This window comes from Mesorhizobium sp. USDA 4132, assembly GCF_056279545.1.
The window spans coordinates 3,314,410-3,337,082 of sequence record NZ_JBWCCP010000001.1 but is presented as its reverse complement, the minus strand read 5'-3'; the positions used below and the strand labels follow the sequence as shown (position 1 = coordinate 3,337,082).

Here is a 22,673-nt window from a genome sequence, read left to right as displayed (position 1 = left end):
AGACCGCGACGCTCAGGCGCGATGACGAAGGAGCTTACATGACACGCCGCTATTTTGGCACCGATGGCATTCGCGGACAGTCCAACATCCACCCGATGACGCCGGATCTTGCGATGCGCGTCGGCATCGCCGTCGGCACGATCTTCCGCAACGGCAATCATCGCCACCGGGTGGTGATCGGCAAGGATACGCGTCTCTCGGGCTACATGCTGGAAAACGCCATGGTGGCGGGTTTTACCGCCGCCGGCCTCGACGTCTTCCTGCTCGGGCCGATCCCGACGCCGGCTGTCGCCATGCTCACCCGGTCGCTACGCGCCGATGTCGGCGTGATGATCTCCGCCTCGCACAATCCCTATGAGGACAATGGCATCAAGCTGTTCGGCCCGGACGGCTACAAGCTCTCCGACGAGCTGGAGATGCGCATCGAGGACCTGCTCGATAGCGACCTGCATTCGCAGCTTGCCAAGTCCGGCGACATTGGCCGGGCAAAGCGCGTCGAGGGCGACATCTACCGCTATATCGAACACGTCAAGCGCACGCTGCCGCGCGACGTTACGCTGCATGGCCTACGGGTCGCGATCGACTGCGCCAATGGCGCGGCCTACAAGGTTGCTCCGCTGGCGCTCTGGGAACTCGGCGCGGAGGTGGTGACCATCGGCAACGAGCCCAACGGCACGAATATCAATCTCGACTGCGGCTCGACCAGCCCGGAAGCGCTGCAGAAGAAGGTGCATGAGGTGCGCGCCGACATTGGCATCGCGCTCGATGGCGATGCCGACCGTGTCATCATCGTCGACGAGCGCGGCGAGATCGTCGACGGCGACCAGCTGATGGCTGTCATTGCCGAGAGCTGGGCCGAGGACCAGAAGCTGAAAGGCGGCGGCATCGTCGCGACCGTGATGTCCAATCTCGGGCTCGAACGTTTCCTCAACGGCAAGGGCCTCGATCTGGCACGCACCAAGGTCGGTGACCGTTATGTCGTCGAGCATATGCGCACACATGATTTCAATGTCGGCGGCGAACAGTCCGGCCATATCGTACTCTCCGATTTCGGCACGACCGGTGACGGCCTCGTCGCCGGCCTGCAGGTCCTGGCGCGGGCAAAGCGCCTTGGCCGGCCGGTCAGCGAGATCTGCCGCCGTTTCGATCCCGTGCCGCAGCTTCTGAAGAACGTCCGTTTCCAGGGCGGCAAGCCGCTGGAGGACCAGATCGTCCGCCAGGCGATCGCCGATGCGGAAGCCGAGCTCGCCGCCAAGGGCCGCCTGGTGATCCGCCCGTCCGGCACCGAACCGTTGATCCGGGTGATGGCGGAAGGCGACGACCGGGGGCAGATCGAGCGCATCGTCGACGGGTTGGTCGGCGCCATCGCCAACGTCCGCACCGCAGCCTGACAGACATATTCTCAATGAAAAAGGCCACCCACGGTTTTCGCGGGTGGCCTTTATTTTTTTCGGGGGAGCTCCGGATCGCCGGAAATCCCCGTCCTTGCTGCCTTTAGAAATCTTCCCAATCCTGCTTTGCAGCGGCGGCATTGCCCTGGAATGACTGCGCGACTTTCGCGACCATCCTGCGGGCAGGCGATGTGGTCGGGCGGCTGGTGCCGGATGCGAGTGCGGGCGAGCCGCGATGTGACGAGGTTCCGGTCACAGCGCCGCCGCCGATATGGAACTGCGACAGGAGCTGGAACAGGCCCTCCGCATCCCGGGCAAGGCTATGCGCCGCTGCGGTTGTTTCCTCGACCATGGCCGCATTCTGTTGCGTTCCCTGATCCATCGTGTTGACCGACGTGTTGATCTCCTTGAGGCCGGTCGACTGTTCCTTCGAGGCTTCCACGATAGCCTCGACATTGCCGTTGACCTGCTGGACCTGAACGACGATCTGTTCCAGGGCCTTGCCGGTTTCTCCGACCAGCGCGACGCCGCTCTTCACGTGGTCGTTGGAGGTGTGGATCAGTTCCTTGATCTCTTTTGCCGCCTTGGCGGAACGCTGGGCGAGTTCCCGCACTTCCTGCGCCACCACCGCGAAACCCTTGCCGGCCTCGCCGGCACGGGCGGCCTCGACGCCGGCGTTCAGTGCAAGCAGATTGGTCTGGAAAGCGATCTCGTCGATGACGCCGATGATGTTGCCGATCTCGACGGCAGACGAATCGATCTTGCCCATCGCGTCGACGGCATCGCGGACGACCCGGCCGGAACGCTCGGCATTTTCCTTGGTCATGCGCACGAGGTTGCCAGCTTCCTGGGCGCGGTGGCTGGAGTCGGAAACCGTTGTGGTGATCTCTTCCAGTGCCGCAGCGGTTTCTTCGACAGAGGCCGCCTGTTGTTCGGTGCGCTTGGCGAGGTCGTCGGAGGCTGAGCGGATTTCCTGGGCACCGGCGGCGATCGCACTCGCATTTGCGGCGACCTTCTGCATCGCTTCGCGAAGTTTCGCCACCGCGGCGTTGAAGTCGGCCCTCAACTGATCAAGCGAGGGAATGAACGGTGTGTTGATCTCCCGCGTCAGGTCGCCGTTTGCCAGAGCCTGTAGGGCGTCGGCGAGTTGGCGGACTGCCTGGCTCGTTTGTTCGGCGACCGCGTTGCGCTCGGTCGCTTCCTGTTCCAGCCTCTGACGTTCGCCGACGGTCCGTTTCGCCTCGGCATCGGCTGCGCGTTCCGCGTTGACGGAGATGGCATCCCTCAGGGCGGCCACGGCGCGGGCGAGCATGCCGATCTCGTCGCCGCGTGCCTCGATCGTCCGGTCGCCTTCGAGGCTGCCCGCCGCCATGGCCTTCAGCGATTGCTGCAGCTTGGAGAGCGGTCCGATGATCGAGCGGGCGGTCAGGAAGGCAACAATGATCGAAAGCAGCGCGGCTATGCCGAGGGCGGCCAGCGCAAGGTTTCTAAAGCCGCTCGCAGCGTTGCGGACATCGCCGCCGATCGATTTGTTGAGCGCCTCCTGATAGTCGATGAACTTGTTGATCGCTCCGAGCCAGGAGACGAAGAGGGGACGGGCCTGTTCCAGCAGGATCTTGCGCGCCGCCTCACCATCACCTTTCTGCTGCAGCGAAATGATCTGGGCGACCAGCGGATTGGTCTTCGACTGAATGTCGGCGATTTCAGCCAATATTACCTTTTCCTGACCCGTTGCACCGGAGGGGGCGCCGACCATGTCCGCCATGCGTTTTTCGTTTTCCGCATAGGAGGCCGCGAGCTTGCCGATGAGCGCTTCGGCTTCCTTGCGTTCGGTATCGGACGTGACGAGCGTCACATCGCGGATCGCGATCGCGCGGTCGTGCACGCTGCCGCGATAGTTGATGGCAAAGCGCTGCTTGACGCTGTTGACGTCATTGACGGTTGCGAGGTTGTTATCAATCGTTGCTACCTGGCTGGTGGAGTAGAAAGTCAGGCCGATCATCAGGAGAAGCAAAAAGCCGAACCCGACAGCCAGTCGGAATGCTATGCCGAATGTTTTGACATTGCTCATGGACAGTTCTTTCTTTTGCGGCGCCTCGCGTCGCAGCTATACGCGGTCGATCTTCTCCGGAAGAGCATCAGGATATTTCATCGCGGCAATTTTGATTGAAATTGCTTGTTCGGTGAACAAGAGTCCCCGATTGAAACGCATCGGCAAACGCCCTCCACTCATTCGGCCCCTGCAGATCCCCCGGTATTTCCCAGATCCGAATATGCTAAAAGTATGCATCTATAGTTTATAAAGAATTAATTGTTTATCTAAGCTTAAATTACCTTTTGCTAACGCCGATTCTACTAAAGTAAGTGAAGTCAATAGTTTGGCGGCTAGCGTGGATTTGGCCTGCCTTGCTCGGTCAGCCTACAAAAGAGGAATCCGTTCGGCGCGAGCGCCTTGTCCAACTCTTTCAACATAAGTTCAATTGTAGAACTGCCGGCTGTTTAAGGAAAACGCGCGGTAAACGAGCATGGTTAAGCGAGACTTAACCTTTGTCGATCATCATCCCTAGCGGATCAACCCGTTGGCTGCCCGCCTTGCATGCCATACGCGATACGAGCTTTGGAGATGAACTCATGAGAAAGTTGCTGGCCAGCGTGTTTGCGCTGACACTGACGGCGAGCGCCGCCACTTCTGCCGATCTTTATCAGCCGCAGCCGGAGCCCTATCAGGATGCGCCCGAAGTGACCGTTCAGGAAGCGACCGGCTGGTACCTTCGCGGTGACGTCGGCTATTCCTTCAAAAAGTCGCGCGGCACGGACTTCTACCAGGGTACCGGTACACCTGGTGTGGCGATCGCGGAATTCGACCGTTCCGATCTGCGTGATGCTTTCACGCTCGGGGGCGGTGTCGGTTACCAGATCAACAGCTACCTGCGCACCGACGTCACCCTCGACTATATGTTCGACAGCAAATTCCGGGGTTCTACTCATGGAAGTTGCGGCTCTGGCCCCGCCTGCACGTCAACGGACCTTGCTGCCCTGCATGCCTACTCGCTGATGGCGAACGCCTATGTCGATCTGGGCACCTATGGCTACTTCACGCCTTATGTCGGTGCCGGTATCGGCGGCACCTACGTCAAGTGGTCGAACCTGCGCAACACGTCCTGCGACGACGCTGGCGGCGGTTGCGACGCGGAAGTGAGCCATGGCGGCGAAAAGAGCTGGCGCTTCACCTACGCGCTCATGGCCGGCGCGTCGATCGACATCACCTGCAATGTCAAGGCCGATGTCGGCTACCGCTTCCGTCAGGTTGCCGGCGGCGACATGTTCGGTTACTCAACGGGCGGCGGCCCGGGCAAGGATAAGGGTTTCTATTCGCATGAAGCCCGCGTCGGCGCCCGCTACATCTTTGGCGGCTGCGACACGCCGCCGGCTTACGAGCCCCCGCCGCAGCCGATCGTCTACAAGTAAGGTTTATCCATCTCCAAGCGAAAGCCGCCTCCGGGCGGCTTTTTGCGTTTGCGGCGGCAAAGCTGCGGCAGAAATTTGTCCGTGGGCGACATTACCCGCTTGACTGTGAAGGCGCTCAGGCATAACCACAGCGGCGGGACACCTCTCCCCAACGAGAGGCCATCTATCTGGAAGGATAGCCATATGGCAAACGCCGCAAAACCGGACCTGCGTCCGAACAATACCCACTTTTCTTCTGGCCCTTGCTCGAAGCGCCCCGGTTGGTCGCTCGAAGCGCTTTCCGATGCCCCTCTCGGTCGTTCGCACCGTGCCAAGGTCGGCAAGGCAAAGCTCAAGCAGGCCATCGACCTCACCCGTGAAATTCTGGGCGTGCCGGCGGATTACCGCATCGGCATCGTGCCGGCCTCCGATACCGGCGCCGTCGAAATGGCGCTCTGGTCGCTGCTCGGCGAGCGCGGCGTCGACATGCTGTCCTGGGAAAGCTTTGGCGCCGGCTGGGTCACCGACGTCGTCAAGCAGCTGAAGCTCAAGGACGCGCGCAAGATCGAAGCCGGCTACGGCCTGCTTCCGGACCTTTCCACGGTCGATTTCGACCGCGACGTGGTCTTCACCTGGAACGGCACCACCTCGGGCGTCCGCGTTCCGAACGCCGACTTCATTCCGGCAGACCGCAAGGGCCTGACCATCTGCGACGCCACCTCGGCGGCTTTCGCGCAGGACATGGACTTTGCCAAGCTCGACGTCGTCACCTTCTCCTGGCAGAAGGTTCTGGGCGGCGAGGGCGGCCATGGCATGCTGATCCTCAGCCCTCGCGCTGTCGAGCGCCTGCAGACCTACGTGCCTGCCTGGCCGCTGCCGAAGATCTTCCGCCTCACCTCTGGCGGCAAGCTGATCGAAGGCATCTTCGTCGGCGAGACGATCAACACGCCGTCGATGCTCTGCGTCGAGGACTATATCGATGCGCTCAACTGGGCAAAATCGGTCGGCAGCCTCAAAGGTCTGATCGCGCGCGCCGATGCCAACGCCAAGGTCATCCACGATTTCGTGGCCGCCAATGCCTGGATCGACAACCTCGCCGTCGACCCGGCAACACGCTCCAACACCTCCGTCTGCCTCAAGATCGCCGACGCCGATGTCGCCGCTCTCGATACCGACGCGCAGGAAGCCTTTGCCAAGGGCATGGTGTCGATCCTCGAGAAGGAAGGCGTCGCGCTCGACATCGGTGCCTATCGGGATGCGCCCTCCGGTCTTCGCATCTGGGCCGGCGCGACGATCGAAGAAGCCGACATGAAGGCTCTGATGCCTTGGCTCACCTACGCTTTCGAAACGCAGAAGGCTGCGCTTTCCAAGGCCGCCGCTTAAAGCAAGTCGCGTATCGGCTCCGCTGACGAAGCGGAGCCCATTTCCTCATTCACGACAGAAACTTTTTCAGGAGGCCCACTGATGGCACCTCGCGTTCTCGTATCCGACGAATTGTCGGAAACCGCCGTCCAGATCTTTCGCGATCGCGGCGTCGAAGTCGATTTCCAGCCGAAGCTCGGCAAGGACAAGGAAAAGCTTGCCGAGATCATCGGCAATTATGACGGCCTTGCGATCCGTTCCGCCACAAAGGCGACCGAAAAGCTGATCGCGGCTGCGACCAACCTCAAGGTCATCGGCCGCGCCGGCATCGGCGTCGACAATGTCGATATCCCGGCCGCCTCGCGCCGCGGCATCATCGTCATGAACACGCCGTTCGGCAATTCGATCACCACGGCCGAACACGCCATCGCCCTGATGTTCGCCGTCGCCCGCCAGCTTCCGGCAGCCGACGCCTCGACCCAGGCCGGCAAGTGGGAAAAGTCGCGCTTCATGGGCGTCGAGATCACCGGCAAGATCCTCGGCGTCATCGGCGCCGGCAATATCGGCGGCATCGTCTGCAAGAAGGCGATCGGCATCGGCATGCATGTTCTGGCCTACGATCCCTTCCTCTCGGCCGAGCGCGCCGAGGAAATGGGCGTCACCAAGGTCGAGCTCGACGAGCTGCTGGCCCAGGCCGATTTCATCACCCTGCATGTGCCGATGACCGACAAGACCCGTGGCATTCTCGGCAAGGAGGCGCTTGCCAAGACCAAGCCCGGCGTTCGGATCATCAACTGCGCCCGCGGCGGCCTCGTCGATGAGGCAGCGCTTGCCGAAGCCATCAAGTCCGGCCATGTCGCCGGCGCCGGCTTCGACGTGTTCGAAGTCGAACCCGCCACCGAAAGCCCGCTGTTCGGCCTCGAAAACGTCGTCTGCACCCCGCATCTCGGCGCATCGACCACCGAAGCGCAGGAAAACGTAGCACTTCAGGTCGCCGAGCAGATGTCGGATTACCTGATCAAGGGCGCCGTTTCGAACGCCATCAACATGCCGTCGATCACCGCGGAAGAAGCGCCGCGCCTGAAGCCGTTCATTCGTCTGGCGGACGTGCTCGGCGCCTTTGTCGGTCAGGTCACCGAGGATGCGATCAAGGAAATCGAGATCCTCTATGACGGCTCGACCGCCGGCATGAACACCAAGGCGCTGACGAGCGCACTGCTCGCCGGCCTCATCCGCAGCCAGGTTTCCGACGTCAACATGGTTTCGGCACCGATCATGATCAAGGAAAAGGGCATCATCCTGTCCGAAGCCAAGCGCGACAAGTCGGGCGTCTTCGATGGCTATATCAAGCTTACCGTCACCACCGACACGATGACCCGTTCGGTTGCCGGCACCGTCTTCTCCGACGGCAAGCCGCGCTTCATCCAGATCAAGGGCATCAACCTCGATGCGGATGTCGGCGCCAACATGGTCTACATCGCCAATACCGACGTTCCCGGCATGATCGGCTTCATCGGCACGACGCTCGGCAATGCCGGCGTCAACATCGCCAACTTCCACCTCGGCCGCGACAAGGAAGGCGGCGATGCGATCGCTCTCCTTTATGTCGACGGCCCGGTTCCGGCCGACGTGCTGGCGAAACTGACCGCCAATCCGGCAGTCCGCCAGGCCAAGCCGCTGGCGTTCAACGTCGACTGAGGTCACGAAAGCTGTTCACGACTGTCATGGTCGTGAGGGTTTTCCGAGCAATACGAAGGCCTCCGGCGAACACCGCCGGAGGCCTTCGTCGTTTATCGCTCCGGCGTATCCTGCATGTCGGAGAGCTCGATGCCATGGGTGTCGAACCACCACTCGGGGCTCATGCCGGGATGCCTTTCCCGCAGGTGGAGATATCTGGCCCGAAGCCGGTCCTGGCGCTCGCCCTCCTCGATGAAGAAGGGATGGTCGAGCGTGCCGCCCATCCGATGAAGGCGGCGGAGCAGTTTGCGCAGGACGTAACCCTGTTGCCTGTTTCCCGGATGGTAGCCGCTTTCGATGATCTTCATGATCGCACTGCCGAGCGTTTCGCGCACATCCTCCGGCGGCGTGCCGTTGATGAGCATGTCGAGACGATCGGCGCCGAAGCCGACATCGATGCAGGTTCCAAGCGGATTGACGATATTTCCGATTTCCACCCCATCCTTGTAGAACTCGGTACTGTATCCCGTAATGCTGCCATCGCTCCAGGTACATTCCGGATCGGGGACGATCGGAAGGCGTCCGCGGTAAAGCGGCGTCCAGTCGGCCAGGCGATCGGGATGGATGGTGACGTGATCCGGCACAAGACCGAGCGTCGCCAAGAACTCGAGCCAGAAATCGATGGCACCGCCAACGCTCATCTCCCGGAAGGAGAAGAGGCCAAGCATGGTGAAGTGAAGGAAGTGGGTTCCGTCTCCGATTTCGTCCAGATCGCCCAGACGCAGGCATGCCTGGCTGTTTGCGACGGTTCCCTCATGGGAAGGATCGGAGAAGAGGAGTTTGTACCGCTGCATGCCAGCGCTGCAGAAGAGCGTGGTGGCGTCATGCGGCCTTACGGATTCAAAGGTTTCGAAATCGATGCCCTTTGAAAGGCAGAAGTCTTGATAGTGCCGGATCAGGCGTCCCGCGGTGTCATAGGCAACCTCCTTTGCATTTGTGTGCCTTGCCAAAAGGTAATGGCATTCCGCATGCCGTGCAATGCGGGATGCAAGGACAATCTCTCGGGGCAAGAAGGCCCGCGCCGGGATGTCGCAGGTCAATATGAAAATTACACCCTTGAGCTGTATTTTTGGAGCTTGGCTCCCGTTTCAAACTTGGTTATCTACTTCGACGGGAAAAACGGATGGCTGATCTAAAATCCGGAACCATCCGTCGCTATATAGACCGGGAACACCGCGATAGAGCGGTTTATGAGGAGAAAACGATGTTATCGAAGCTTCGGCGTTTCAAGAACCTGTTCGCGATCCTGGCGATCGGGATGGCGGTTTCCTTGACCGCCGTGGATTTGGCTGAGGCGCGCCGCGCCAGCGGCGGCGGTTTTGGCAGCCGCGGCACGCGCACATTCTCGGCTCCGGCGACCACCAATACCGCGCCCACGGCGCCGACCGGCATCAACCGGTCGATGACGCCCAACACGCAGCAGAACGCCACGACGCCACAGAACGGCTTTGGTCAGCAGGCAGCGCAGCAGCCTCGTCGCGGCCTCTTCGGCGGCCTGCTCGGCGGTCTCGCCCTTGGCGGCCTGATCGGCATGTTCATGGGTACCGGTTTCGGCGGCATGGCCGGCATGCTTGGCATGTTGCTGCAGATCGCGCTGATCGGCGGTCTCGCCATGCTGGCTTTCCGTTGGTTCGCCCGCCGTCAGCAGACGGCCGGCGGCCCGGCAGGGGGCATGAACACCGGTTTTGGCCAGCAGCGCAACGCCTATGATGCGCCGAGCCAGAACACCTCGTCCTTCCAGATCCCGAAGATCGGGTCGCTGGGTGGCAGCGGGCAGGGCGGTTTTGGCGGCGGCCAAAATGCCGCTCCGCGTCAGGCCGGGCCGGAAACCGACGAGATCGGCATCACCAACCGCGACCTCGACCAGTTCGAGAAGCTGTTGACCAACGTCCAGTCTGCCTATGGCGAAGAGGACTATGCCAAGCTGCGCACCCTCACCACGCCGGAGGCGATGTCCTATCTGGCGGAAGAACTCGGCGAGAACGCTACCAAAGGCGTCAAGAACGAGGTGAAGGACGTGAAGCTGCTGCAGGGCGACCTCGCCGAAGCCTGGCGCGAAAACGGCCAGGACTATGCGACCGTCGCGATGCGCTATTCGAGCGTCGACTACATGAAGGACCGCAAGACCGGCGCAGTCGCCGAAGGTGATCCGAACGCGGTGACCGAAACCGTCGAAGTCTGGACCTTCGTGCGCAAGCCCGCCAACGACTGGCAGCTCTCGGCGATCCAGGCCGCCGCCTAACTTCGAAGCAGCGCGACGGTCTTTTCGTCGCGCTCGCCATCAAAGAACTGCGAAAGGGCTTTGCCGAAAGGCGAGCCCTTTTTGCTGACGGCCTCGAACAGCGTCATCGAACTCTTGAATTTGATATCGTCAGGCGAGCCGAGGATCACGTGCGCCGAAAGGTTCGGATGGGACAGCATCGCTTCGGTGCATTCGGTGAGCCGGGGTCCCAGCAGGGGATGTTCGAGATAGGCTGTCGCCTCGGCTCTCGAGCCGATCGCGAAGCGCTGGGACATGATCGAGAAGCCAAGCCCCTCCACCTGCGGGAAGATGTACCACATACAGTGGGAGCGCTTTTTGCCATCGCGCAGCTCGCCGATGACGCGCCCATAGACCGGCGCTTGCGCGTCGACAAAGCGCATGAGGTCGAATTGCATTGTCTCTCCGTCCTGATCGCCCTGTTGCCACAAATCACCCCAGGCCAAGAAGACTCTCAAATCATGAAATTTTTGCGGCCGCTCTTTCCGATGCTGCATCGCACCCTAGCTGAGGAGGTATGGAACGCTTCATTCAGGAATTCCGGAATGATACGGCCTGGTTGCCGGACTGGCTTGTCAGCTGCGGTGTCATGGCCGTTGCTTTGCTGATCGGGCTTGCGATCCAGCGTTTTGGATTTCGCTTTCTGACGCGGCTGGTCGAGAACAAGGACCTGTTCTGGCGGTCGCTGGTATCGCGTACGCGGCGGCCGATGCGGCTGGCGATCCTCACCTGGACGCTGTCGCTCGGCGCGACCATTGCCCCGCTGAGTGCCGGGCAGGCGGAGGTGATACGTCACCTGCTGCTGCTCGGCTTCATCATCGTCGTCGGCTGGATGGTGAAGATCGCCCTGCATGTATGGATGATCGTCTATCTGCGCCGCTTCAAGCTCGATGCGGAAGACAATCTGCTTGCCCGCACCCATGTCACCCAGTCGCGGATCGCCGAGCGGATTGCGAGCTTCATGATCGTGGCGATCACCATCGCCGCGATGCTGATGACCTTCCCGGCCGTGCAGCAATACGGCGTCAGCCTGCTCGCATCGGCCGGGGTCGCCGGCGTCGTGCTGGGCCTTGCTCTGCAGCCGGTGCTGAAGAACATCTTTGCCGGCATCCAGCTCGCCATCACCCAGCCGATCCGCATCGACGACGCACTGATCGTCGAGGGCGAATGGGGCAATGTCGAGGAGATCACCTCCACCTATGTGGTGGTAAAACTGTGGGACTGGCGGCGGATGATCCTGCCGCTCAGCTATTTCATGGAAAAGCCGTTCCAGAACTGGACGCGCGACAGTACGGCGCTGATCGGCACGGTGATGATCTATCTCGACTATTCGGTTCCGGTGAGTGCGGTGCGCCGCAAGGTCGAGGAAATTGCCGCAGCGTCAAAACTCTGGGACAAGCGGGTGGTTGCCGTGCAGGTGACGGATTTTCGGGAAAATGTCATGGAGATCCGCATTCTCGTCTCGGCCTCCAATGCGCCGAGAACCTTCGATCTCAGATGCGAGGTCCGCGAGAAGATCATCGACTTCATCCAGCGCGAATATCCCGCCAGCCTGCCGCGGGTGCGGGCGGAAGGTGCGGCCAGCAGCGTCAGGTCGGCTGCCGGGAAGGCGGTCCGGCATGGCGTGCTGCAGTCTTGAATTGCGGCCTTGACCGTTTGTTCATGCCGGCGGCCCAGAATAGCCGGTCTGGGCGCGGAGATGGGGCGATGGTACTGAACTGGGCGATCTTCCTTGGCGGCATCGGATACCTGACCTATGCGGTGGCCTCGGCAATGGCCGGGCAGGACATTTTCCTGTTCGGCGATGGTGGCCTGTTCCTGCGTTATGCGGAGCACAGCACTCTTGTCAGGCTCTATTTCGGCCTCATCGCCATCTGCACGCTGTTTGCCGGGATCTTCGTCGTCGGCAGCCTGGTGCCCGAGACGGAGTTCGGGCGGATGACCAGGAGCCTCTGGGCCTGGCTTGAAAAACTGCCTGGCCGATGAGCCGATTCGCGCTCCTCCTTGCGCAGGCCACAAATCCTTTCTATATCCGGCAACAATTGCCTTCGACGGCCGATCCCGCCGCAGGTCTTCAACACGCCGCTTCAATCATCTGGACGGGTGGCTTCGAGATACCGAGAGAGTTCCGTGAACACGCTGGATTTTGACAAGAGGCCGGAAGACACACGTGTTGTCGTTGCCATGTCGGGGGGAGTGGATTCCTCCGTCGTTGCCGGTCTGCTCAAACGCCAGGGTTATGACGTGCTCGGCATCACGCTCCAGCTCTATGACCATGGCGCAGCCGTGCACCGCGCCGGCTCGTGCTGCGCCGGCCAGGACATCGACGATGCGCGCCGTGTTTCCGAAACGCTCGGAATCCCGCATTACGTGCTCGACTACGAAAAGCGGTTTCGTGAAACGGTGATCAACCCGTTCGCGGAAGCCTATGCGATGGGCGAAACGCCAATCCCCTGCGTTGCCTGCAACCAGACGGTCAAGTTCGCCGATCTCTTGGCGACGGCCAAGGAGTTGGGGGCCGATGCGCTGGCGACCGGCCATTATATCCGTTCCTCTGCCAATCCGTCGCCGGACAATCCGAACCGCCGCGCGCTGTTTCGCCCGATCGACAGCGATCGCGACCAGAGCTGGTTCCTGTTCGCAACGACCCAGGAGCAGATCGACTACCTGCGCTTCCCGCTGGGCGGCATGTCGAAGGCGCAGGTGCGCGAGTTGGCCGAGGAGATGGGCCTTGTCGTCGCCAAGAAGGCGGACAGCCAGGACATCTGTTTCGTGCCGCAGGGCAAATATGCCGATATCATCAGCAAGGTGAAGCCGAACGCGGCACTCGCCGGCGATATCGTGCATATGGACGGACGCGTGCTCGGCCGCCACGAAGGCATCGTGCATTATACGATCGGCCAGCGCCGCGGCATCGGCATCGCCACCGGCGAGCCGCTCTACGTCGTTTATCTCGATGCCCGCTCGCGCCGGGTGATCGTCGGGCCGAAGGAAGCGCTGGATACCCATCGCGTCTATCTGCGCGACGTCAACTGGATCGGCGACGGTGCGCTTGGCGAGGATACCAAGGGCGGATTTGCCTGTTTTGCCAAGGTGCGCTCGACCCGCCCGCCGACGCCGGCGGTCCTCCATGCCGACGAGCACGGCGTCTATGTGGATCTGGCGATCGGCGAGGCCGGTGTGGCGCCAGGCCAGGCCTGTGTGCTCTATTCGGCCGAAGGTGCGGATGCGCGCGTCTATGGCGGCGGTTTCATCGAGCGTTCGGAACGTGCAGCCGAGGCCGAAATCGCCCTGAAGGCTCTGCTTTCGACACCCGTCGCTGCCTGAAACATGCACTAACCGGGGCGCACGAGATTGCCGTCGGTTTTTGCCCAGACCCTGCTTGACACTTTGGTGACGGGGGACTTATAAGCCGCACGACCAAAGCGGAACCGGCCATGCCGGAACCTCCGCTGTCCCTGTGGCGGGGTAGCTCAGTTGGTGAGAGCGCAGGATTCATAACCCTGAGGTCGGCAGTTCAATTCTGCCTCCCGCTACCATTCAGTCCAGCGAAGCCAGTCTCAGCGGCGCATTCTCGGAATGGCGTCGACATTTCCGCGGGTTGGCGGATATCTCAGGCCTGCGGCGTCTGGGGTTCCGCGATTTCCTCGTCTCAGTCTCTGCTTGCGACCAGCCATGTCTTCGGCGCGGGAGAAGTGGCGAAACTCAGGGAGATCTTCCGGTCCCGGCTCGTGCAATACAGCGAACGTCTCAACCGGCGGGCGCTGGCGGGCAAGGCCCCGATCTTCACTTGCGCAACATCTGTCTGCTGGGCGGCAGTCTCAGTCCAGGGAGCGCTCTTGACGCAGTTCGTTTCATAGCAGTGGGACCTGCTTTGACGCGCCCAACAAAGCTGCTTTTCTTTTCACGAAATCTCGCGTATGGCGCGCGAAGCTAACAATGACGACGGCCGCAAACTGCACGCCGGCGCCACAGGCGATCCCTGCATCGGCAAGGAAGCGAGATCGCCAACGTCACGTCGCTGGATGCAGTACAAGCAGGATATTGGACATGAACGACGCGGGGATCCATGTGCGCGGTCTCAATTCGAGCCATTCGGAGGTGACGGAGCGCGGTGCGGTGCCGCAGATCCTATGTGGCCCTGATCCACGGAACGTTTCCCTGCCGGGCGAACGGCTCTCCAGCCTGTTCGAGCGCTGTGCCGAGCGCTACGGCGCGATGCCAGCCGTTATAGACGGCGGGCGCGTGTGGACCTACATTGAAATTGACGCTGAGGCGAACCGCCTTGCGCGCTTACTCGCCCTGCGCGGCGTCAAGCCCGGAGACCGGGTAGCCCTGCTGCTCGAGCGGTCGGCCGAGACGTATATAGCGATCCTCGCTGTCATGAAGTTAGGGGCGGCCTTCGTACCGCTTGCAGCTGCCTTCCCCGAAGAGCGCATGTCTTTGATTATCGAGGACGCTGATGTTCGTTTCGTCGTCACAATGGCCGAGCATGTGGCGCGCGCGGCGGCGCTTTCCGTTCCACATATCGTGATTGCGGCCAACTGTCCGGAGACCGCCCGTCAATCGGACAGCCCGCTCAATATCGTCGGATCCGACGACGATATCTGCTATATCCTCTATACATCCGGGACGACCGGCCGACCCAAGGGCGTGGCGGTGCGCCACCAAAGCATCTGCAATTTCGTTGACGTTGCCGCCGCAGCATATGGCTATCGACCGGGCGACCGTGTTTATCAGGGCATGACCATCGCCTTCGACTTCTCCACCGAAGAGATCTGGGTGCCATTTGTCGCCGGTGCCACGATCGTCCCCGCGCCCGGCCGCATGACGCTGGTAGGCGAAGAACTCGGCGACTTCCTTCGCGCGAACGCCATTACCTGCATGGCCTGCTCGCCGACGCTGCTGTCGTCCTTGGAAAGCGATGTACCGAGCCTGCACACCATACTCGTAGGCGGCGAAGCCTGTCCGCAGAATCTCGTGACCCGCTGGTCGAAACCGGGCCGCCGCATCCTTAATACATACGGCCCGACTGAAGCGACGGTGACCGCGACCATGGGCTACCTGACGCCCGAGCGCCGCGTGACCATCGGGTCGCCGCTGCCCTCTTATTCTATCGTGATCCTTGATGCCGAAGCGCCGCGATTGGCGGCGGCCGGGGAACTTGGAGAAATCGGCATTGCCGGCATCGGCCTTGCGGTCGGCTACCTCAATCGGCCGGATCTGACGACACAGAAATTCATTCCTGACTTTCTCGATCTGCCTAATAATCCCTCAAAACGCATCTACCGTACCGGCGATCTCGGCTGCATAAATACGGACGGCGAAATCGAATATCACGGTCGAATTGATACACAGGTGAAGATTCGCGGCTACCGCATCGAGCTGGGCGAAATCGAGACGGCCTTGCTCGACCAGCCCGATATAGCGCAGGCGGCCGTCACCACTTGGGAGGTCGAGCCCGGCCGCCTGGAGCTGGTCGGATATTATGCGCTAAAATCCGGTACCGGAACTATTTCTCGCGCCCATCTTGCTAAAGAACTGCGCCGGCGCCTACCGGAGTACATGGTACCCTCATTCCTTGAGGAGCTTGTGGCATTGCCAATGACAGTCTCCGATAAGGTGGATACGGGGAGGCTGCCAAAGCCGATGGGCCTCCGGGTCAGCACAGGGCGCAAGGAAGTCCTCCCCTCCACCGATGACGAGAGCTATCTGGTAGTGGCGCTGGGCGAAGTGCTGATGATGGACGACATCTCCGTTGAGGATCATTTTTTTGATGATCTCGGCGCGAACTCATTGCTGATGGCGCGCTTCTGTGCCCGTCTGCGTGCTCGCCAGGAGTGGTCAGGCACTTCGATGCGGGACATCTATCTCAATCCGACCGTCGCCGCTCTGGCGCGACACCTGCGCGGCCCTGAGGACAAGGCGATACCCGTGGAGGAGCCTGTCCTCAATCACCGCGCCTCGAACCTCGCCTACTGGACCAGCGGCGCCGCCCAGATCGCCTTTTATTGCCTCTTCGGCTATTTCGATCTTTGGATGCTGAACTATGGGCTCAACTGGGTCTATGACACGCTTGACGACCCGGTTCAGCTCTACCTGCGCTGTGCAATATTGTCGGCAGCGGTTTTTTTCGGCATGTCAGGCTTTGCCGTTGCGATGAAGTGGCTGCTCATCGGCCGCTGGAAAGCAGAGAGCTTTCCGATTTGGGGTCTTCGCTACTACCGTTTCTGGGTGGTCAAGACGCTCATACGTACAGCGCCGGTCGTCCTCTTTCGCGGCAGTCCGCTTTACAACCTCTATCTTCGCTTGCTCGGTGCCCGTCTCGGTCGCAACGCTACCATCGAGTCCCGCACGATCCCGGTCTGCACCGACCTGATCTCCGTCGGGGACAACGCCATACTGCGCAAGGAATCCATGATTCTCGGCTATCGCGCTCAGGCCGGCTATATTCACACGGGATCGATTTCCATCGGCCGCGACGCCTTCGTCGGCGTAGGTTCGGTGATTGATATTGATACATCCGTTGGGGAGCGAGCACAGCTCGGCCATGCGTCCTCGCTGCAGCGAGGAGAGCACATTCCAGACGATGCCCACTGGCACGGATCCCCGGCGATACCGACCACGGCGGATTACTGCAAAGCCCCGACCCTTAGCCTTTCGAAGACGCGACGCTTTAGTTACGAGGCTGTACAGCTCATCACACTTTTCGCTGTCGTCACCCCGTTCCCCCTGTGGTTCCACAGCTATTGGCAAAATGTCAGCGACGACTATCAGGAGTCTATCGGTATCGTCGCCGTCGGCACGACCGTGACGCTCTTTGCTCTCACCAGCGCGCTGCTTTTCGTCGCGCTCGTGCTGCCGCGCCTGTTCAGCTTAATGCTGAAGCCCGGGCGCACCTACCGGCTCTATGGCTTTCATTTCTGGTTGCAGTCTATCGTCGAGGCTTCCACCAATGCTCGCTTTCTCAACCTGATATTCGGCGACAGCTCCGCCATCGTCCACTACATGCGGGCACTTGGCTGGAACCTTAACAAGGTGGTGCAAACCGGCTCGAACTTCGGCAGCAATCAGCAGCAGGACAATCCGCTGTTCTGCGAGATCGGTTCCGGAACGATGGTTTCGGACGGGCTCTACATGATCAACGTCCACAAGTCGGCCTCTGCTTTCAGACTGGAGCACACCAAGGTCGGCGAGCGCAATTACTTCGGTAACAACATCTTCTATCCGCCGGATAGCCGGACCGGGGATAACGTGCTGCTTGGCACAAAAGTGATGGTACCAATCGATGGACCATTACGCGAAAACGTGGGCCTGCTGGGTTCGCCGCCTTTCGAGATCCCGCGAATTGTCAAGCGCGATAAAGAACTCATTCAAGGTGTCAGCGACGCCGAACGCCGCGGCTGTCTCCCGCACAAGAACAGGCACAATCTCACGACCGCCCTGATGTTTATCGCCACGCAATGGACAGTGTTGTTCATTACATTGGCGATTTGGGACCGGGCGCTGAACTATTACACGGAGTGGGCGCAGATGGCTCTGTTCGTCGCGGTCGTACTGACGGCAGCGTTTGCCATTCCGTTCCATATCTTCTTGGAGTGGGCGAGCCTGCGCTTCCGAAAGCTTCAGCCGCAGATGAACACCATCTACGATGTCGCCTTCTGGCGTCACGAGCGTCACTGGAAGCTGTCGGATTCGCCGGTTGTGCAGCTCTTCGCCGGCACGCCGTTCCGTCCAATGATACTGCGAGCGTTAGGGGTCAAGATTGGCAGGCGCGTCTACGATGGCGGCGCGAACCTGACAGAAAGATCGCTGGTGGAGATCGGCGACGACGCGACGCTCAACGAAGGCTGCGTCATCCAGGCACACTCGCTGGAGGAAGGCGCGTTCAAGTCGGATTTCATCCGCATCGGCAACGGCTGCACCCTCGGCCCCGCGGCCTTCATTCATTACGGCGTAACGATGGGAGATGGAGCACTCGCCGACGTTGATTGCTTTGTGATGAAAGGCGAAATCCTTCAGCCGAACTCGATCTGGCGCGGCAACCCCGCAAAGCCTGGCGGTTTTCTCAAGTCGGTTGCGGGCAAATGAACGGCGGAGCGGCAGAAGCTGCGCTATTGACGGAGATGAAGCGGCTTGCCCCGCCGACTGTCCGGCTCGGTTGTCGCATGATCGGCCCAAATGACGAAGCCTTGCTCCTGCCTGACGAAGTGGCCGCCATTACCTCCAGGCAACCTGCGGCCCGGCGAGCGAGCGGTACCGCCCGCTCGCTTGTCCGATGTCTACTGGCGCTTGAAGATGCGGAAGCCCCCATAGGGCGTTCCCCCGCCGGAGCACCGCTCTGGCCCCGGGGCTTCGTCGGCTCTCTCGCGCATGATGCGGAAATGGCGGTCGCAGCCATTGCCAGAAGCGTTCACGTGCCCTCGCTCGGCATTGATGTCGAGCCGGCCGAACCGCTGCCGGACGACATTGCAGCCCTCGTACTAACTTCCGGGGATGTCCTCTCGGGGGTCGAAGCGCGTTTCGCGACGCGCGTCCTCTACAGCGCGAAGGAGGCGGCCTACAAAGCCGCGTATCCGCTGGATGGGGAGGTTCTGGGTTATGAGCATATAAATGTCGATCTTGCTCGCCGCGAGGCCGTGACCGCAGGCGGCCGCAGGATGCGGCTGTCCTTTTGCACGTTGCCTCGTGTTGTCGTCCTTGCCGCTGCGGTAAACGGTTAGCGGCAGGCGACGCCGGGGTCCCTGAATGTCTATCTCACCAAGCTCGCTCGTTTAGGCGGTTAGCCAAGGGTATCGGTTGGCACGAAAGGGCCGCCGCCTTATGGGGCTATAAGGTTCCGCTGGGAGTTGCGACCGGAACTGTGCAATGACAGGTTCCGGCCGCCGGCCCGCCCTGGGTAATGGTCAGTTTAAGGAACGAGACGCGGCGAGCAAGCCCGCGGCCTCGGCAAGTTTCTCCGGATCTTTAAGCCCGCGGCAGTAGAGATCGTACACGATGGGCGCGACCGCTTCCGCACTACGTTCCGAGCTTTCGGCCGCGACAATGACTGCGTGTCTGAGGAGAGAAATGTCTCCCATCGTCATTGCGCGAGCTGGGAAAGGATTGTGATATGTCATATCCACCTCCTTTGAAGGGGCAACTATAGGTGATGGGAGATGCCCTTTCCACAGATATTGCCAAACCCACGGGATCTGTACGGAAGCGGACGAAGATGGTGTTTTACTGATCCCGAACCTTGATACCGGCCTCGGCGGCCGCTTCGATAAAAGCCTGTCGAGCTTAGGGGAGATCATCCAGCTCCGCGTTCGATCTCTGCGCCAACACGAGATTACTTTCCGAATGGCCGATGCGCATGGCCGGGCCTGGTGACACCCCGGAAATTCGCCGCCCGCCTGGGGTAATCCATTGGCTAAGCTGGTCCCAAGCGGTTTGTTTTGCGCCACTCTTCGTACTCTCCGCGGGCATCGTCATGCAGCGGATAGTAGCGCTGCAACGACCCACCCTCCATAAGCTTCTCGCGCGAGAATTCTTCCCATTCGTGATGCTTTTGTGCCTCTTCGATTACCTTCGAGGCCATTGAAACCGGAAGCACCACCACCCCGTCGTCGTCGGCGATGATAATGTCGCCGGGAATGACCGTGACGCCGCCGCAGGCAATCGGAACGTTGACGGCATTGGGGTAGATGCTGGTCTGGACATGGTAGTTGGGCGTCCAGCCGCGCAGCCAAAGGGGGAGATCCAGTTTCTCGACATTGGGCCGATCGCGCATGCACCCGTCGATCACGATGCCAGCGCCGCCTCTGCCTTTGAAATAGGTCGACATCATATCGCCGAAGACCCCGGAACTCATATCGCCACGCGCATCGACCACGACTACATCGCCCTCCTGCGCGTGATAGAGCACGTGCCGGTGCAACTGCGTCTCCGGATCGGCATATTCTCCTTCGTTGAAGAGATCCGGCCGCTGCGGCATGAATTGAAGCGTCAGGGCTGGCCCGACGATCGACTTCCCGCGATTCTGCGGCACGGGACCAACCATGTGCGGATTGCGGAAGCCCATGTGGCCAAGCGTGCCGGCAACCGTCGCGGCGCCGATTTCCTTCAGTGCGTCGATCAGGTCCTTGGACGGTCGCGTGATATCGGGTGTCTGCGTCATTTTAGGCTCCGATGGATGAAAACTACCAGTTCGTGACAGAACCGTCGCGGCGCTTCAGGTGAGGCGCTTCCCAGAAACGAAAGCTCTCCGCCTTGATCGCCTCTTCGTTGACCTCGACGCCGAGCCCCGGCAGATCGCTGACCGGATAGTCGGGGCCGACGAGCCGCGGTTGCACGGGGAAGAAGTCGGAATTATCGAAGCCCAGCTTTGCTTCGGGCGCCCTGGTCTCGAGCCAAGCGAAATTCGGTACCGCGGCGGCGAGATGGATGGTCGCGGCCGTGCAGACCGGGCCGAGGGGATTGTGCGGCATCAGGTCCACATAGTGCGCCTCGCTCCAACCAGCGACCTTCATCGCTTCGGTGAGCCCGCCCACATTGCAAACATCGAGCCTGTTGAACTGATGGATGCCGCGCTCGATGTAGGGCAGGAACTGCCACTTGCTGGAAAATTCCTCGCCGATCGCGAACGGGATGTCGGTCATCGTGCGCAGGGATTCGTAGGCCTCCGGTGTCTCGTCCCGTATTGGCTCCTCGAGGAAATCAAGCACGCCACGGCCGAGTTTGTTGCAGAAGCTCGCCGCCTCTGCCACCGACAGCCGATGGTGATAGTCGATGCCGAGGACGACGTTATCGCCAAGCGCTTCTCGCGCCTTGTTTAGCATATTCGCGGTAGCGCCAATCGACTCGCGGGGCTCAAAAATGTCCTTGTTGTTTTGCCCGATAGGGAAGAAACGGATCGCCTGCCACCCCTGCGCGCGTAGTTCGCGGGCTCGTTCGATGGCAATGTCGCCCTCGGCCTCGTCACCGGTCGAAGCGAAGGTAGGAATGCGGTCGCGCTGCTTGCCGCCCAGCAGTTCGTAGACCGGCACCCCCAGCGCCTTGCCTTTGATGTCGTGAAGGGCAATGTCGATGGCGGAAATCGCCGCCTGCAGAACGCGCCCGCCTTCGAAATATTGGCTGCGATAAACTTCTTGCCAGATCCGACCAATCTGCATCGGGTCGCGGCCGATGAGAAACTCGCGATAGTGCTCGATCGCACCGGCCACGGCCTTCTCGCGACCGCTCAAGCCGCTCTCTCCCCATCCGAAGATGCCGTTGTCGGTCTCGACCTTGACGAGCATCTGGTTGCGTATTCCGATCCATACCGGATAGGGCTTGATAGCGGTAATTTTAAGCTTCGTAGTCATCTACACCCTGTTTCACACGTATCTGGCCCGTCTCAGCTGGCCATGAGGGCCATTTCTGTTTCGCCGTCGAACAGATGCATCCGCTCCTGGTCGAACTCGAGCCAGATCGGTTCGTCGGGCGCGACGGCAATGGTCGGCGGCACGCTGACATTGACGATGGCGCCAGACAGGAACGCCTGTACGAAAGTGACGTCTCCGGTCGGCTCCACCGTGTAGGCCTTGGCAGGAACGCTTCCCGGCACCGCACTCTTGTGCAGCTTGATCGTCGAGTGACGTGCGCCGAGCACGACTTTCTTGGTGGTTGCCGTCGCGACCTTCCGGGCGTTGTGTGGCGAGAGCTCGAGGCGCCAGCCTTCCGCGCTTGTCAACACAGTGTCGCCGCTCGCCGTTGATGCCTCCAGCGGAACAAGGCTCATCGCTGGGCTGCCGACGAAGCTGGCGACGAACATGTTCACCGGATGGGCAAAAACCTGCGCCGGTGAAGCGTATTGCTGCAGGTAACCGCCGTTCATCACCGCCATTCTGTCCGCCATGGTCACGGCTTCGAGCTGGTCGTGCGTCACATAGATGATCGTTGCCTTGAGGTCCTGGTGGAAACGCTTGATCTCCGACCGCATCTGCACGCGCAGCTTTGCGTCGAGGTTGGAGAGTGGTTCATCCATCAGGAATACCGCCGGATCGCGAACGAGGGCACGGCCGAGCGCCACGCGCTGCTGTTGCCCGCCCGAAAGTTCGCGTGGCTTGCGCTCGAGCAGCTGGGTCATGTCGAGCACTCGCGCTGCTTCCCTGACCTTCTTGTCGATCTCGTCCCTTGGCAGTTTGCGCATCTGCAGCGGGAACGCCAGATTTTTGTAGACCGATTTCTGCGGATAGAGCGCGTAGTTCTGGAACACCATTGCGATGTCCCGGTCCTTGGGGTCGAGGTCGTTGACCACCCTGTCGCCGATGACGATGTCGCCAGATGTGATGGGGATGAGCCCCGCCACAAGATTGAGCGTGGTTGTCTTGCCGCAGCCTGAAGGGCCGACGAGCGCAACGAATTCGCCGTCGTTGACCGTCAGCGAAACATTGTTGACAGCTTTGAAGCTGCCATAGGTCTTGACGAGATCATTAAGGACCACGTGGGCCACC

General features: G+C 61.0%; 17 protein-coding genes and 1 tRNA gene. 11 read left to right on the top strand and 7 right to left on the bottom strand.

Translation table 11 applies throughout. The features are described from left to right. Positions 1-38 precede the first annotated feature (38 nt). Positions 39-1,391 carry a phosphoglucosamine mutase gene (gene glmM, locus ACZ9IU_RS17010; RefSeq protein ID WP_038544847.1) on the top strand — a complete coding sequence of 451 codons (1,353 nt, stop codon included), beginning with the start codon at positions 39-41 and terminating at the stop codon, positions 1,389-1,391. Between the two features lie 103 nt (positions 1,392-1,494). Here the strand turns inward: glmM and ACZ9IU_RS17005 are convergent, their stop codons facing one another. Next, entirely contained in the window at positions 1,495-3,462 is a 1,968-nt protein-coding gene (locus tag ACZ9IU_RS17005) for a HAMP domain-containing methyl-accepting chemotaxis protein (RefSeq protein WP_038544844.1), read from the bottom strand. Positions 3,463-4,022: 560 nt separating this feature from the next. On the opposite strand from ACZ9IU_RS17005, the gene ACZ9IU_RS17000 reads away from it, so the two are divergent. The 3 genes from ACZ9IU_RS17000 to serA all read left to right on the top strand — a co-directional run bounded on the left by ACZ9IU_RS17000 (position 4,023) and on the right by serA (position 7,898). Then, positions 4,023-4,859, top strand: coding sequence for an outer membrane protein (locus ACZ9IU_RS17000; protein ID WP_038544842.1), 837 nt, complete (start codon positions 4,023-4,025; stop codon positions 4,857-4,859). A 183-nt stretch (positions 4,860-5,042) separates the two neighbouring features. Beyond that, positions 5,043-6,221 (top strand): phosphoserine transaminase, encoded by a 1,179-nt coding sequence (locus tag ACZ9IU_RS16995; protein WP_038544839.1) that lies wholly within the window; start codon positions 5,043-5,045, stop codon positions 6,219-6,221. An 81-nt stretch (positions 6,222-6,302) separates the two neighbouring features. Further along, entirely contained in the window at positions 6,303-7,898 is a 1,596-nt protein-coding gene (gene serA, locus ACZ9IU_RS16990; RefSeq protein ID WP_038544836.1) for a phosphoglycerate dehydrogenase, read from the top strand. A gap of 92 nt (positions 7,899-7,990) precedes the next feature. Here the strand turns inward: serA and ACZ9IU_RS16985 are convergent, their stop codons facing one another. Further along, on the bottom strand, positions 7,991-8,887 hold the full coding sequence (locus ACZ9IU_RS16985; protein WP_038544834.1) for an alanine--tRNA ligase-related protein: 897 nt from the start codon (positions 8,885-8,887) through the stop codon (positions 7,991-7,993). Between the two features lie 254 nt (positions 8,888-9,141). On the opposite strand from ACZ9IU_RS16985, the gene ACZ9IU_RS16980 reads away from it, so the two are divergent. Beyond that, entirely contained in the window at positions 9,142-10,179 is a 1,038-nt protein-coding gene (locus ACZ9IU_RS16980; RefSeq protein WP_038544832.1) for a Tim44 domain-containing protein, read from the top strand. On the opposite strand, the gene ACZ9IU_RS16975 is transcribed toward ACZ9IU_RS16980, so the two are convergent. Further along, positions 10,176-10,595, bottom strand: a complete 420-nt coding sequence (locus ACZ9IU_RS16975; protein ID WP_038544830.1) for a DUF1810 domain-containing protein — start codon at positions 10,593-10,595, stop codon at positions 10,176-10,178. The genes ACZ9IU_RS16980 and ACZ9IU_RS16975 overlap by 4 nt on opposite strands. A gap of 119 nt (positions 10,596-10,714) precedes the next feature. Between ACZ9IU_RS16975 and ACZ9IU_RS16970 the strand changes: the two genes are divergently transcribed. The 6 genes from ACZ9IU_RS16970 (at position 10,715) to ACZ9IU_RS16945 (ending at position 18,920) form a co-directional block, all read left to right on the top strand. Next, a complete protein-coding gene (locus ACZ9IU_RS16970) occupies positions 10,715-11,836 on the top strand; it encodes a mechanosensitive ion channel family protein (RefSeq protein WP_051899796.1) in 1,122 nt (373 codons plus the stop codon). A gap of 68 nt (positions 11,837-11,904) precedes the next feature. After that, positions 11,905-12,183 (top strand): hypothetical protein, encoded by a 279-nt coding sequence (locus ACZ9IU_RS16965; RefSeq protein ID WP_038544828.1) that lies wholly within the window; start codon positions 11,905-11,907, stop codon positions 12,181-12,183. 144 nt (positions 12,184-12,327) lie between these two features. Continuing rightward, on the top strand, positions 12,328-13,524 hold the full coding sequence (gene mnmA, locus ACZ9IU_RS16960) for a tRNA 2-thiouridine(34) synthase MnmA (RefSeq protein ID WP_038544825.1): 1,197 nt from the start codon (positions 12,328-12,330) through the stop codon (positions 13,522-13,524). A gap of 135 nt (positions 13,525-13,659) precedes the next feature. Further along, positions 13,660-13,736, top strand: a tRNA-Met gene (locus ACZ9IU_RS16955). 511 nt (positions 13,737-14,247) lie between these two features. Next, entirely contained in the window at positions 14,248-18,288 is a 4,041-nt protein-coding gene (locus ACZ9IU_RS16950) for a Pls/PosA family non-ribosomal peptide synthetase (protein ID WP_080719200.1), read from the top strand. Continuing rightward, positions 18,285-18,920, top strand: a complete 636-nt coding sequence (locus ACZ9IU_RS16945; RefSeq protein WP_038544823.1) for a 4'-phosphopantetheinyl transferase superfamily protein — start codon at positions 18,285-18,287, stop codon at positions 18,918-18,920. Before ACZ9IU_RS16950 ends, ACZ9IU_RS16945 begins: the two co-directional genes overlap by 4 nt. A 183-nt stretch (positions 18,921-19,103) precedes the next feature. On the opposite strand, the gene ACZ9IU_RS16940 is transcribed toward ACZ9IU_RS16945, so the two are convergent. The 4 genes from ACZ9IU_RS16940 to ACZ9IU_RS16925 form a co-directional block, all read right to left on the bottom strand. Then, positions 19,104-19,316, bottom strand: a complete 213-nt coding sequence (locus ACZ9IU_RS16940; protein ID WP_038544821.1) for a hypothetical protein — start codon at positions 19,314-19,316, stop codon at positions 19,104-19,106. Positions 19,317-19,609: 293 nt separating this feature from the next. Then, on the bottom strand, positions 19,610-20,356 hold the full coding sequence (locus tag ACZ9IU_RS16935; RefSeq protein WP_038544820.1) for a ribonuclease activity regulator RraA: 747 nt from the start codon (positions 20,354-20,356) through the stop codon (positions 19,610-19,612). Positions 20,357-20,378: 22 nt separating this feature from the next. Further along, positions 20,379-21,542 carry a mandelate racemase/muconate lactonizing enzyme family protein gene (locus tag ACZ9IU_RS16930; RefSeq protein ID WP_038544818.1) on the bottom strand — a complete coding sequence of 388 codons (1,164 nt, stop codon included), beginning with the start codon at positions 21,540-21,542 and terminating at the stop codon, positions 20,379-20,381. Between the two features lie 32 nt (positions 21,543-21,574). After that, on the bottom strand, positions 21,575-22,672 hold the full coding sequence (locus ACZ9IU_RS16925) for an ABC transporter ATP-binding protein (RefSeq protein WP_038549571.1): 1,098 nt from the start codon (positions 22,670-22,672) through the stop codon (positions 21,575-21,577). Between the last annotated feature and the right edge of the window lies 1 nt (position 22,673).